This window comes from Streptomyces sp. NPDC058308, assembly GCF_042880275.1.
Taxonomy (GTDB): Bacteria; Actinomycetota; Actinomycetes; order Streptomycetales; family Streptomycetaceae; genus Streptomyces.
Genome location: NZ_JBHVZA010000051.1, coordinates 26705 through 38582, shown reverse-complemented (window position 1 = coordinate 38582; position 11878 = coordinate 26705). Strand labels below are relative to the sequence as shown.

Below are 11878 nucleotides of genomic sequence, written 5' to 3'. Positions count from 1 at the left end.
CGCGGGGGTTGGGGGGGGCCTGGCGCACGGCTTGGCGGGGGGGTGCGGGGGGGGGGGTGGCTTGGTGGGGGGGGGGGGGGGGCTTGTGGGGGGCGGGGGGTGGGCGCCGCACAGAGGCCGCCCGTGTAACCCGGCATGTCATGTCACACGTCTGCCACGTGCACCCGTTCGCCCTGCTGGCCGTAGATGGCGATGGTCGCGGTCGTTGCCCGGTGTCCCACCCGGTGGCGCTCTCGTTGATGAGGTGAAGAGGCCAGATCAGATACCTGCCGGTGGCTCGGCCGTGAACCGCTCACCGCTCGTGCGCTCCGCCTCGCTCACACCCCCGCTCGGAAGGGAACCCCTCCATGGCTGATGAACCGAGCCTGCTGGCGGTCTTTGCCCACCCGGACGACGAGTCCCTGTCGGCCGGTGGCGTGCTCGCCCGGCACGCGGCCGCAGGCGCCCGTACCACTGTCGTCACGGCGACCTGGGCCGAGGGGACGCACCGCGCCGCCGAACTCGCCGAAGCGCTTCGCCACCTCGGCGCCGGCAGGCCGAGGCTGCTCGGGTACGCGGACGCGCGTGTCCCGGAGTCGGCCCCCGGTGAGCCACGTCTGGTCGACGCGCCGCTCGACGAGGCGGTACGGCGGCTGGTCGGCCACATCCGGGAGTTCCGCCCCCGGATCGTGGTCACCCATGACGCGTACGGCAGCCCGACCGGCCATCCGGACCACGTGCACACCCACCGGATCACCGTGCTCGCCACCCGGGCCGCCGGCCTCGCAAAGCTGTACCCGGACGCGGGCGCGCCCTGGCAGCCGAGCGCCCTCTATCTGGCCACGTGCCCGGACTCGGCCGTGGCCGCCCTGGGCGACCTGGCCGGTGCCCGCAGGGCGCTGTACAGCGTCCCGGACGAGCAGGTCACCGCGACCGTCGATGTCGGTGCCTGGCTGGAGCGAAAGGTCGCCGCGGTCCTTGCCCACCGGAGCGAGGTGGCGCGGGGTGCGCTGCCGGGTCTGGTCGCCGCTCTTCTCCCAGAGGCGCGGGAGCGGCTGCTCTCCACCGAGTGGTACGTCCGTCACGAGCCCGCCCCGGTGGCCGGGCACCGCGAAGCACTGACCGCGTGAGCGCCGCGGGGCGTCGGCCCCGCGGCGTTCACACCGTGCGCGTCACCAGATCCGTACGCGCTCCGCACGGTCCAGCCACAGCCCGTCGCCCTCCGCCGTGCCGAACGCCTCGTGGAACTCGTCGAGGTTGCGGACGATGTTGGCGCGGAACTCCGGCGGCGAGTGCGGGTCGATCGTCAGGTACTGCTGCTCCTGCTCCTTGCGGCGCATGGTGCGCCAGCAGTACGCCCAGTTCATGAAGAGCCGCTGCGAACCGGTCAGACCGTCGTTCTCGGGCATCGGCGCCCCGTCGAGCGCGATGAGGTACGCGGTGTGGCCGATGGTCAGGCCGCCCAGGTCGCCGATGTTCTCGCCGACGGTCAGCGAGCCGTTGACGAACTCGCCCGGGAGGTTGCGGGGCGAGAAGGCGTCGTACTGCTGGACGAGCGCCTTCGACTTCGCCTCGAAGGCGGTCTTGTCCGCGGCGGTCCACCAGTCGTTCAGGTTGCCCGCGCCGTCGTACTGCGCGCCCTGGTCGTCGAAGCCGTGGCCGATCTCGTGGCCGATGACCGACCCGATGCCGCCGTAGTTCTCCGCCGGGTCGGCGTCGGGCGAGAAGAACGGCTTCTGCAGGATGCCCGCGGGGAAGCAGATCTCGTTGGTGCCCGGGTTGTAGTACGCGTTGACGGTCTGCGGCAGCATGAACCACTCGTCGCGGTCGACCGGCGCGCCGATCTTGGCGAGCTGCCGGTCGGACTCGAACGCGGCCGCCGCCTGCGCGTTGGCGAGCAGGTCGTCGGCCGAGACCTCCAGCGCGGAGTAGTCGCGGAAGGAGTCGGGGTAACCGATCTTGGGGCGGAACGTGGCGAGCTTCTCGTACGCCCGTTCCTTCGTCTCGTCGGTCATCCAGTCGAGGCGGGCGATCGACTGGCGGTAGGCCTCCAGGAGGTTGGCGACGAGGTCGTCCATCATCGCCTTGGACGACGGCGGGAAGTGCCGCGCGACGTACTCCTTGCCGACCGCCTCGCCCATGGCTCCCTCGACGAGGGCGACGGCGCGCTTCCAGCGGGCGCGCAGCTCGGGGGTGCCGTTGAGGGTGCGGCCGTAGAACTCGAAGTTGTTCCGCACGAACTCGTCCGACAGGTACGGCGCGCAGGAGTGCAGCACACGTGTGAGGGCCCAGTCCCGCCACTGCTCGATCGGCACCTCGGCGAGGACCGTGGAGAGGTGGGCGAGGTAGGACGGCTGGCGGACGCAGGTCTCCGCGATGGTGGCGGCCGAGCCGCCGAGCCCGGTGACGAAGCCGCGCCAGTCGAACTCGGGCGCGAGGGCGGTCAGTTCGTCGAGGGTGGTGAGGTTGTAGGTCTTCAGCACGTCACGGGTCTCGGCCCGCTCCCAGTGCCCCGCCGCGAGCTTCGTCTCCAGCGCGAGGACCGTGCGCGCGGCGCCCGCCGGGTCCTCGTGCTTGCCGAGGGTGAGGAGCTCGGTGAGGTGGGCGAGGTACTTCTCGCGGATCTCGGCGAACTTCTCCTCACGGTAGTACGACTCGTCGGGCAGGCCGAGCCCGCCCTGGAGGAGGTTGAAGAGGTAGCGGTCGGAGTCGCGGTCGTCCGAGTCGATGTACGAGCCGAAGAGGCCGGAGCCGCCGATCCGCTCGAAACGGCCGAGGAAGGCGGCGAGCTCCCGGGTGTCCCGCAGGGCCACCACCTCGTCGATCAAGGGCTGGGCCGGCGCGAGACCGCGGGCGGCGATGGTCTCCTCGTCCATGAAGGAGGCGTACAGCGCGGCGATCTTCCGGGCGTCCTCGGAGGCCGCGCCGGGGTCGGCCGAGGCCTGCGCCGCCAGCTCCTGGATGATCGTCTTGACCTGCTGCTCTGCGGTGTCGGCCAGCTGCACGAAGGGGCCCCAGCTGGACCGGTCCTCGGGGATCTTCTCGGTGTCCAGCCAGACACCGTTGACGTGCCCGAAGAGGTCGTCCTGCGGGCGGATCTCGGGGTTCATGCCCGGGCGGGCGTCATCCAGAATGCTCATCCGGGCAGCCTATGCGAGCGACCGCCCGGCACGGAGGGCGTACCGGCGAGGGTGTCCCGGCAAGGGCGCCGCGGGAATCCCGGCGGTGGCCGGGAGGAGCGGCAGAGGAGCGGCAGGAGGAGTCGCGGGGCACACCAACTCGCGAGCAAAACATCCCAATAGGAGAGATAAGGTATTGCGTCAACCTCCGTACGCCCGTGACACCCAGGAGAACATCCGTGACCGTAGCCTTCTCCCCCTCCGAGGATGCCACCACCTCCGGGGCGAGCGCCGCCCCCGAGGAAGCCATGTGGTCCGCGGAGCCCGACCCGGCCCCGGAGTCCACCTGGTCCGCGGAGCCCGAGGTCGCTCCGGGAGCGGCCGAGGCCACGGCGCTGGTCGCCGAGGACGCCCGTGACTTCGGGGCGTACGCGCGCACCGGCGGCTGGGCCTTCGGCCTCAAGGTCGCCCGCAGCGTGCGGCCCGGCGGGCAGGGCGCCGGCGAGACGCCGAAGGTCTCGGCCAAGGAGTTCGCCGAGCTGGCCGGCTGCTCGGCCGACCGTGTCATGCGCTACTACAAGGCCTGGGACAAGGCCGCCGACGACGGCATGGTCCCGCACTTCGAGGCGCTCTCCCCCGGCATGGACGTCGAACTCCCGGACGCCGACGTCTGGTTGTCGTACTACACCGCCCGCTCCAGCGCCCTCACCCGGCGCGGCGAGGCGATCACCGAGGCGGCCGAGGCCGAGGGCATCCGGCCCACCAAAGCGCTGGAGGTCGCGGAGAACCCCACCGCCCTGCGCGCCGCGATCCTCGCCGACCCCGGCACCGCCGAAGCGGCCCGCAAGGCCCTGATGGACCGCCTCGACGAGGACCCGGCGCTGCGCACCGAGCTGGTCCGCGACATCGTCCGCGCCGACGACCTCAAGAAGGCCGTGGCGGCCGAGGCGAAGGCGGGCGACCGTGTCGACTACGTCCGCCAGATCGTGGAGAAGGGCCAGGTCAAGACGCCCGCGGGGCAGCTGATCGACGCTCCCGCCGAGCTGCGCGAGGAGGCCGAGCGCCACCTCTCCCTGATCGACGAGCTGGACAACGGCGAAGAGTCCGGCGAGTGGGCGCGCGAGGCGTACGACACGGTCCGCGACATGGTGGCGCAGACCGTTCAGGGCGACCCGGAACTGCGGGTGCAGGAGCGGCGCGCGAAGTTCTACAGCAGCCTGCAGAAGGCCACGAAGGTCTTCGAGGAGCTCACGTTCGACGACGTGGACGACATCGACGACATCTACGAGGACGACATGGTGCGGCGGCTCGAAGACCTCCAGCAGGCCATCGGCGCGTGCATCACCGCCCTCCAGACGGCGACCGCCCAGCAGGAGCAGGCTTCTTCCTGACGGTCCCCTCCCTGCCGGGCGTGGAGTCCGTCCCGTACGTCCCGAGGTTGATCACGGTCTCGCCCGTAGCACTCGAGTCGTACGCGATGACCCGCACGGGGAGGGATTCGCCGCCCCGGGCCCGGCTCGTAGCTTCTTGATCACGCCACTGTGCCGAACGATCGAGAGGCCTCGGATCCATGTACGTCAAGGCATTCGCCCCGGAGTACCAGGGCGAGCTGCGCTCGGAGCTGACCGTCAACTCCTCCTACGAGGAGGTCCGCGCCGCCGCGGGCCGTGCGCTCTGCCGGGCCGGCGGGGCGGCCGAGCGGGCGCGTGCCGCCCTCGCGCTCGCCGAGGCCAGCCGGCGGCTCGGCCGGGTCGACGACGCGGGCGCCGCATGGCGGCAGAGCTACCGCGACGCACGTGCCGCCGGGGACGGCGGGGCCATGGCCTGGGCGCTGTGGAGCGGCGGCACCCTCGCGCGGCAGTGCGGGGCGCTGCCGCTCGCCCGGCGGCTGCTCGCCCACTCCGTCGAGCTGGCCACGGGCAGCGGCGACGACCTCGCGCGCGGCTACGCGCTCGCGGGCCTCGCCGAGACGGGCCGCATCCAGGGTGACTACGCGGCCGTCGCCGCGCTCCACGAGGAGCTGCTTGCGCAGGGGCGGGCGCGCGGTGAGGCGCGGCACATGGTCTGGGCGATGACGGGGATAGCGCAGATGCACCGGAACTCCGGTGACCACGCGAAGGCCCTAGAGCTGTTCGAGGAGTCGGTCCGGATCGCCACCGGCGCGGACGACGCGCGGGGACGCGCCTGGTCACTGCGGGGCGTGGCCGACGTACTGTCGCTGCGGGGCGAACCGGACCGGGCGCTGGCCCTGCTGTCCGAGGCCGAGGAGGTGTGCCGGGCCATGGACCTGGCGAGCGCACTCGCCTACAACCACAAGATGCGCGGCAACGTCCTGTACCGCGCCGGGCGTTTCGCGACGGCGGAGGAGACCTACGCCGTCGCACTGGAGGAGTTCGACGCGATGGGCGAGCCGCGCGGTTCCGCGCTGTCCCGGCTCGGGCTGGCGAAGTGCCGGGCGCGGCTCGGGCGCGACCGGCAGGAGACGCTCGCCGAACTGGCGGTTCTTGAAGCCGACTTCGGCCGCATGGGGCTGCGGCACGCGCGCGACATGGTGGTCGCCTTCCGCGCCGAGACGGCGAGAGCGGCGAGCACTGCGAGCGCCGTCAGCGTGTGAGTGTGATGCGGATCCCGACCGTGCCGTTCAGGCCGCGGCGGATCCTGCTGCCGAACAGGGTGAGGAAGCCGACGACCCCGTACTTGTGCAGGATCAGGGTGCGGTAGCGGGCGGTGACGTCCGGCGCGCAGATCTCGGCGGTGGCGGGCACCTGCTCGCCCGTGGGCTTGCCCCGCCGGTCGCACGGTCCGACCATGACGTCCGCGCGCCTGCGGATCCGCTTCGCCTTCCATGAGTCCCCGGGCGTCCAGATGCCGAGCGCGTCGTCGTCCGGGACGACCCAGACGGGGCTCGGGACGAGAGTGCCGTCCCTCTTGTAGCTGCTGACCAGCAGGTATTTTCCGGCGCTGAGCTGCGTCAGCAGAGTGTCGGCCATGGCGAGAGTCTAGATCCGGCCCGGTGGATGGGCCCGGCGGGCGGGACAGCCGGGCAGCTAGGCAGCTAGGCAGCTAGGCAAGAAGGTAACCCCTTATATTGGTTACATGGAACAGCCGCTGCCGCCCCCCGGCATGCCGATGACGTCCCGGAGCGGATCCACCTACCGCTTCGACCCCGGCACGCTCTGCCTGGAGCTGCTCACCACCGGCGGCCCCGGCGAGTTCAAGCGGTACGAGATGCTGCACGCGCCCGCGGATCTGACCGCGTGGGCGGAGCGGTCGCGGCTGAGGCCCACGCCGGTGGCGGAGGTGTCCGACGCCGAGGTGGTCGCCGCCCGACGGCTGCGGGACGCCTTGTTCCGTGTGACGACCGCCCGGGCCCTTGACGACCCCGCCGACCCCGCCGACCCGGCCGACATCGACGTCATCAACGAAGCCGCCGCCCACCCGCCGCTGATCCCCACCGTCGCACCCGACGGCGGGCGCGGATGGGCCGGCCCTGCCGACGGGACCCGGCTGCTCGCCACCGTGGCGCGCGACGCCGTGGAACTCCTGACCGGACCGTTCGCGCACCGCATCCGGATGTGCTCGGCGGGAAACTGCTCGCTGGTCTACGTCGACACCTCGCGCCCCGGCCGCCGCCGCTGGTGCTCGATGGAGCACTGCGGCAACCGCAACAAGGTCAGGACGCTGCGCGCGCGCCGCTCCGACGAGGACACCGCCTGATGGGTTGCCGATGAGGCGTCAGGAAACCGCGGAGCCCGTCCCGCCTGCACGGCCACCTCGCGGACCGGTCCGGCGCCGAGGCCCGGTAGCGGCTGCCGTCAGGCCTTCGGCCACGGGGTCACGTCGGCCACCGCGTCCACCGGCAGCGGCCCGTAGAGGTGCGGGTACTCGACGCCGCCGGGCCTCGCGGCCTCGAAGCGCAGCGGCGCGGTCAGGCGTTCGCTGTCGATGGTCAGCACCACCAGCTCGTCCGGCCCTTCGTAGTCCCCGTAGACGAACTCGGCCACGCCCCGCAGCTGGTCCGGCAGCGAGCAGTGGATGAAGCCCTCCTCGCCCAGCGTCTTTCCACGGGTCGACATCTCGTACGTCCCGGCCTGCCGGGCCGCCTCCCACAGGGCGCGCTCGGTGATGTGCAGCAGTCGCGTCATGGGCCAACGGTACGTGGCGGGCGGATCAGCGTACGGCCAAGCTCGCGACGAACCGGGCGGACGGGCGGCCCCCGTGAGGCCGGTGTGGTTCCTGCTCGACTGGGCGGCTCGGATCGGCGGCCGGTACAGGGTCAGGGCCGCGCGGCCTCCAGGGCTTCGGCGAGCGCGGTGTGGAAGTAGGCGTGCTGGCGAGCGCTGGGCGGCAGTTCGGGGTTCCACGGCAGGGCGGGGACGCCGGGGCCGAAGACGTCGCCCAGAGGCGCCGCGTTGCCGCGCACGTCCGTGAGAACCAGGTCCGGCTCCAGCGCGGTCGCCTCCGACCAGGTGGTCGTAGACCAGTTGGCGCCCTGCCCGGGGTCCGGGTCCACGAGGCCGACGCCGAAACCGGCGAGCGCGGCGAGGTCGGGCCAGGCGTACGGCCTCGCCAGGTGGACGGAGTCGGGCCCCGCCGGGGAGAGGGCGAGCACCCGGGGCCGGGCGGGGCCCGCGGCCGCGGTGGTCAACCGGAGCTCCGCGGCGGCGAGTTCGGCCTCCGCGTCGGTCCGCGCCGTGGCGCCCAGGCTGCGTGCGAGGGCGGTGACACGGTCCCGGATGCCGGCGAGGCTGCGGCCGCCCCCGACGTCGAGCACGACGAGCGGGACCTGCTCCTCCAGGTGCTTGGCGGCCTCCGGGTCGATGCCGTAGACCTGACCGCCGCCGTAGGTGAGCGCCACGACCAGATCGGGCGCGGCGGCGAGGAGGGCGTCCAGGTCGAGCGCTGAGCCGGCACCGAAGTAGGGGAGCCCCGTTAGAGGGAGGCTGCCCATCTTGGCCGGGTCCGGCAGGGCCGGGTCGTCGTGCGCCGACCCGAAGAGGCCGGCGGGACGTATGCCGTGGTCGTACAGGGCCGCGCCGGTCGGCACATAGGCGACCGGCCGGGACGGGCGGCGCCCGGTCCTCACCAGGTGGCCCCGGTCGTCGGTGAACTCCCAGCCCTGGCCCGTTTCCTGTGCCATGATGCCCGTTCCCTCCCGCCGTCCCGTGCCGTGGCCCGTCGTGCCGTGGCCGTCCCGGTGCTACCTGCCCGGGCGCACCCCGGAGTACACGGGACCGGCCACCCTGCGGTCAGGCGACAGGCAACTTCCCAATCTCGATGTCAAGCTGCCAGATCGTTCACGCTTTCCTGAATTCAGGACTATGTGTACCGTCATGGTGTGCTGACTGTTGCTTCCGACATCGAGGTGCTGGCCCGGTTCGGCCGCGCGCTCGCCGACCCGATCCGCTGCCGCATCCTGCTTGCCTTGCGTGATGCCCCCGCCTACCCGGCCGATCTCGCCGACGCGCTCGGCGTCTCTCGGACCAGGCTGTCGAACCACCTGGCGTGCCTGCGCGACTGCGGCCTGGTCGTCACTGTCCCGGACGGGCGCCGCATCCGTTACGAGCTGGCCGACGAACGCCTCGGCCACGCCCTGGACGACCTGCGCACCGCTGTGGTGGCAGTCGAGACCGACCGCACGTGCACCGACGCCTCGACCAAGGGGTGCTGCTGATGGCCGCCGAGATATCCATATCCCTCGGGCCGCCCCCGGACCGCCGCGAAGCGCTCACCAAGCGGATACGCCTGCTGGTCGCCGCGACCATCACCTACAACGTCATCGAGGCGATCGTCGCCCTCACCGCTGGGACGATCGCCTCCTCCACCGCTCTGATCGGCTTCGGCCTGGACTCGGTCATCGAGGTCTCCTCCGCCGCTGCGGTCGCCTGGCAGTTCTCCGCCCGTGACCAGGCTGTACGGGAGGCGCGCGAGCAGCGCACCCTGCGGATCATCGCGGTGTCGTTCTTCGCGCTCGCCGCATACGTCACCGTCGATGCCGTCCGCGCACTGGCCAGCACCGGGGAGGTCGAGCGGTCGGTCCCCGGCATCGTCATCGCCGCCCTGTCGCTCGCGATCATGCCGTTCCTGTCCGCCGCCCAGCGCAAGGCCGGTCGCGAACTCGGCTCCGCCAGCGCGGTCGCCGACTCCAAGCAGACGCTCCTGTGCACCTACCTGTCCGCCGTGCTGCTGCTCGGCCTGGTCCTCAACGCCACCCTCGGCTGGTCCTGGGCCGACCCGATCGCCGCTCTGGTCATCGCCGCCATCGCAGTCAAGGAAGGCCGCGACGCCTGGCAGGGCAAGGGCTGCTGCGCGGCCCCCGCCGCGGCGACCGTGCCGTCAGCCGGCGCCGAGTCCGATGCGTGCGGCTGCCACCCCGGATGCGACTGCTGCAACTGACCGCACCGACGGCGCCCCACCACCGCCGAAGGGCTTCTTGTCCCGGATCATGGCCCACAGGACGTTGACGCGGCGCCGCGCGAGGGCAAGGACGGCTTGCTTGTGGCCCTTGCCCTCCTTCCTCTTCCGGTCGTAGTACGCCTTCGAGACGGGACACCAGAACACGCTGACCTCAGCGGACAGGTAGAGAGCCCGCTGGAGGCCACGGTGGTAGCGGCGGGGCCTGCGCAGGTTCCCGCTGACTTTCCCGGAGTCCCAGGGGACTGGCGCCAGGCCGGCGAAGCCGGCCAGGCGGTCGGGGTTGGAGAAGGCCGTGAGGTCACCGCCGGTCGCGGCGATGAATTCGGCACCCAGAGTGGGCCCCATTCCGGGCATGGTGAGGATGACCTCGGCGCCCAGCTCCTCGCCGCGCAGGGCAGTCATCTGGGCCTGGGCGGCTTCCACGGCGCGGGCCGCGAGCGTGCCGGCGCCGCTGACCTTGCGGTTGCGGAGCCAGGCCTCCAGCCGCCGGACGCCCATGCGGCGGATCGCTGCCGGGGTCTGGTACGCGGTCAGCAGGACCACGGGGCCCTTCTTCGTCAGGTCCAGGGCCCGTTCCAGGGCGGGGAAGAACTCCAGGAGCTGGGCCCGCAGGCGGTTGATCTGGCGGGTCAGGTCGTGGACGACGTCCAAGCGCCGGGCAGTGAGAAGCCGCAGGTCGAGGGCAATGTCGTCGCCGGGACGGAGCATGCTCACGTCGCGGCGGATGCGGGCCTGGTCGGCGATGACGAAGGCGTCTCGGGCATCGGTCTTGCCTTCGCCCCGGTAGTGGCGGACGCCTGTTGGACAGTGCGGCCGGTGAGGTAGGCGATGGGCTGGCCGTGGTTGAGGAGAAGGCCGATCGCCAGTGCGGCGATGCCGGTGTTGATGTTCACGGCCCACAGCACGTCACCGGATATCTCCAGGACGTCTCCGAGCAGCTGGAGCAGCTCGGTCTCGTCGTTCATCACGCGGCGGGACAGCAGCCGCTTGCCGTCGGCGTCGATCACCACCGCGTGGTGGTGCTACTTGCCGATGTCCAGTCCGGCCCAGATCTCGGGCACGCTTCCCTCCGCCAGCTCGTCGTCAACACCTGTCCCGCAGACGACCTCGCCGACGTTGTCTTACGGAGCGATCGAGTCGCGATTCCCAATTGGTGGTCGAGTCGTCGCGGGGCTCCGGGCGGCCAAGTTGCCTGGGCCATATCGACTGCAACGGGCAACGAGCCGTACCCAGAGCGCCTGGGCTCCACCGATCCTACGAATGACCAGTTCGAACCCACCAAGAAGGTAAGACAGACAACAGGCGTCCAGGCGTCAGGCGTCCAGGCGTCGCCGGGTGAGCCAGGTGACGATCTCCGGGTCGTGGTGGTCGAAGAACTGCGACTCCCCGGTGTCCAGCGTGGTGATCTGGGCCATCTGGTGGTCGGAGAGTTCGAAGTCGAAGATGTCGATGTTCTCCGCGATGCGGTCGGCGCGGACCGACTTGGGGATCGCGCCGATGCCGCGCTGGGTCAGCCATCGCAGGACCACCTGCGCCACGGACTTGCCGTACTGCTTGCCGATCTCCCGCAGCAGCGGGGTGGCGAACAGATCGTTCCTGCCCTCGGCGAACCCGCCCCAGGACTGGATCTGGACGCCGTGCTCGCGCATGACGTCGTGGTCGGCGGCGCGCTGGAAGAACGGGTGGGTCTCGATCTGGTTGACCGCGGGCGTGACGGCGTTGTTCAGGGTGAGGTCGATCAGCCGGTCGGGGTAGAAGTTGGCCACGCCGATCGCCTTGGCGTGGCCCTCGCGGTGGAGGGCTTCCATGGCGCGCCACTGTCCGTACACGTCGCCGTAGGGCTGATGCATCAGATACAGGTCGAGGTGGTCCAGGCCCAGTCTGGCCAGCGATGTCTCGAAGGCGCGTCGGGTGTTGTCCTCGGCGGGGGCGTCCTGCACCCAGAGCTTGCCGGTGATGAACAGTTCCTCGCGCGGGATGCCGCTGCTCTTGATCGCCCAGCCGACGGCCTCCTCGTTGCCGAAGGCGGCGGCGGTGTCGATCAGCCGGTATCCGGCCGCGAGGGCCTCGGAGACGGCCTGCTCCGTCAGATCCGGCGGGATCTGGTGGACGCCGAAGCCGAGGACCGGCATCTCGGTGCCGTTGTTCAGGGTGACGTGCTCCATGGTGCTTCCTTCGTTCTCCGGTTCCTCGTCCACCGGCAAGTCCACTGTGGCCCGCGCGCCCCGGCGGCGCCCGCCCAGACGGCCGACTGGGGGCCCCACGCGGCCGGCACCGCCCCCCGTATGGCGCAAGCGGCCGGCGCGGCCGCGGAACCGGGCCCCAGCAGGCAAGGTCACGAAGAGGCGGTCACGGAAAGACCG

Annotated in this window: 11 protein-coding genes and 1 pseudogene; 6 read left to right on the top strand and 6 right to left on the bottom strand. The window is 71.6% G+C overall.

Annotated elements, in window-relative coordinates:
- Positions 1–347 precede the first annotated feature (347 nt).
- The gene (locus ACFVYL_RS36760; protein WP_389724291.1) at positions 348–1109 is read left to right on the top strand and encodes a PIG-L deacetylase family protein; all 762 of its coding nucleotides are present in this window, start codon (positions 348–350) and stop codon (positions 1107–1109) included.
- Positions 1110–1151: 42 nt separating this feature from the next.
- Here the strand turns inward: ACFVYL_RS36760 and ACFVYL_RS36755 are convergent, their stop codons facing one another.
- Positions 1152–3119 carry a M13 family metallopeptidase gene (locus ACFVYL_RS36755; RefSeq protein ID WP_389724288.1) on the bottom strand — a complete coding sequence of 656 codons (1968 nt, stop codon included), beginning with the start codon at positions 3117–3119 and terminating at the stop codon, positions 1152–1154.
- Between the two features lie 218 nt (positions 3120–3337).
- On the opposite strand from ACFVYL_RS36755, the gene ACFVYL_RS36750 reads away from it, so the two are divergent.
- Entirely contained in the window at positions 3338–4489 is a 1152-nt protein-coding gene (locus ACFVYL_RS36750) for a hypothetical protein (protein ID WP_389724285.1), read from the top strand.
- A gap of 179 nt (positions 4490–4668) precedes the next feature.
- Positions 4669–5712, top strand: coding sequence for a tetratricopeptide repeat protein (locus tag ACFVYL_RS36745; RefSeq protein ID WP_389724282.1), 1044 nt, complete (start codon positions 4669–4671; stop codon positions 5710–5712).
- Here the strand turns inward: ACFVYL_RS36745 and ACFVYL_RS36740 are convergent.
- On the bottom strand, positions 5702–6088 hold the full coding sequence (locus ACFVYL_RS36740; RefSeq protein ID WP_389724280.1) for a PPOX class F420-dependent oxidoreductase: 387 nt from the start codon (positions 6086–6088) through the stop codon (positions 5702–5704). The genes ACFVYL_RS36745 and ACFVYL_RS36740 overlap by 11 nt on opposite strands.
- Positions 6089–6194: 106 nt before the next feature.
- On the opposite strand from ACFVYL_RS36740, the gene ACFVYL_RS36735 reads away from it, so the two are divergent.
- Positions 6195–6815: a CGNR zinc finger domain-containing protein gene (locus tag ACFVYL_RS36735; protein WP_389724278.1), complete on the top strand. Its 621-nt coding sequence runs from the start codon at positions 6195–6197 to the stop codon at positions 6813–6815.
- 98 nt (positions 6816–6913) lie between these two features.
- On the opposite strand, the gene ACFVYL_RS36730 is transcribed toward ACFVYL_RS36735, so the two are convergent.
- On the bottom strand, positions 6914–7243 hold the full coding sequence (locus tag ACFVYL_RS36730; RefSeq protein ID WP_389724275.1) for a DUF952 domain-containing protein: 330 nt from the start codon (positions 7241–7243) through the stop codon (positions 6914–6916).
- 131 nt (positions 7244–7374) lie between these two features.
- Entirely contained in the window at positions 7375–8238 is an 864-nt protein-coding gene (locus ACFVYL_RS36725; RefSeq protein WP_389724272.1) for an ABC transporter substrate-binding protein, read from the bottom strand.
- Between the two features lie 198 nt (positions 8239–8436).
- Between ACFVYL_RS36725 and ACFVYL_RS36720 the strand changes: the two genes are divergently transcribed.
- Together ACFVYL_RS36720 and ACFVYL_RS36715 are read left to right on the top strand one after the other, a co-directional pair.
- Complete coding sequence (locus ACFVYL_RS36720; RefSeq protein ID WP_389724269.1) at positions 8437–8772, top strand: ArsR/SmtB family transcription factor; 336 nt, start codon at positions 8437–8439, stop codon at positions 8770–8772.
- The gene (locus tag ACFVYL_RS36715; protein WP_389724267.1) at positions 8772–9494 is read left to right on the top strand and encodes a cation transporter; all 723 of its coding nucleotides are present in this window, start codon (positions 8772–8774) and stop codon (positions 9492–9494) included. Before ACFVYL_RS36720 ends, ACFVYL_RS36715 begins: the two co-directional genes overlap by 1 nt.
- Here ACFVYL_RS36715 and ACFVYL_RS36710 read toward each other — a convergent pair.
- Positions 9435–10525 (bottom strand): annotated as a pseudogene (locus ACFVYL_RS36710) (IS110 family transposase). The gene ACFVYL_RS36715 and the pseudogene ACFVYL_RS36710 overlap by 60 nt on opposite strands.
- A 303-nt stretch (positions 10526–10828) precedes the next feature.
- The gene (locus ACFVYL_RS36705; RefSeq protein ID WP_389724264.1) at positions 10829–11680 is read right to left on the bottom strand and encodes an aldo/keto reductase; all 852 of its coding nucleotides are present in this window, start codon (positions 11678–11680) and stop codon (positions 10829–10831) included.
- Positions 11681–11878: the final 198 nt, after the last annotated feature.

What these genes read in the sequence shown, in the direction of transcription:
- ACFVYL_RS36760 (WP_389724291.1), top strand. Translation starts at nt 348, where the DNA reads ATGGCTGATGAACCGAGCCTGCTGGCGGTCTTTGCCCACCCGGACGAC.
- ACFVYL_RS36740 (WP_389724280.1), bottom strand. Translation starts at nt 6,088, where the DNA reads ATGGCCGACACTCTGCTGACGCAGCTCAGCGCCGGAAAATACCTGCTG.
- ACFVYL_RS36725 (WP_389724272.1), bottom strand. Translation starts at nt 8,238, where the DNA reads ATGGCACAGGAAACGGGCCAGGGCTGGGAGTTCACCGACGACCGGGGC.
- ACFVYL_RS36705 (WP_389724264.1), bottom strand. Translation starts at nt 11,680, where the DNA reads ATGGAGCACGTCACCCTGAACAACGGCACCGAGATGCCGGTCCTCGGC.
- ACFVYL_RS36715 (WP_389724267.1), top strand. Translation starts at nt 8,772, where the DNA reads ATGGCCGCCGAGATATCCATATCCCTCGGGCCGCCCCCGGACCGCCGC.
- ACFVYL_RS36745 (WP_389724282.1), top strand. Translation starts at nt 4,669, where the DNA reads ATGTACGTCAAGGCATTCGCCCCGGAGTACCAGGGCGAGCTGCGCTCG.
- ACFVYL_RS36730 (WP_389724275.1), bottom strand. Translation starts at nt 7,243, where the DNA reads ATGACGCGACTGCTGCACATCACCGAGCGCGCCCTGTGGGAGGCGGCC.
- ACFVYL_RS36735 (WP_389724278.1), top strand. Translation starts at nt 6,195, where the DNA reads ATGGAACAGCCGCTGCCGCCCCCCGGCATGCCGATGACGTCCCGGAGC.
- ACFVYL_RS36755 (WP_389724288.1), bottom strand. Translation starts at nt 3,119, where the DNA reads ATGAGCATTCTGGATGACGCCCGCCCGGGCATGAACCCCGAGATCCGC.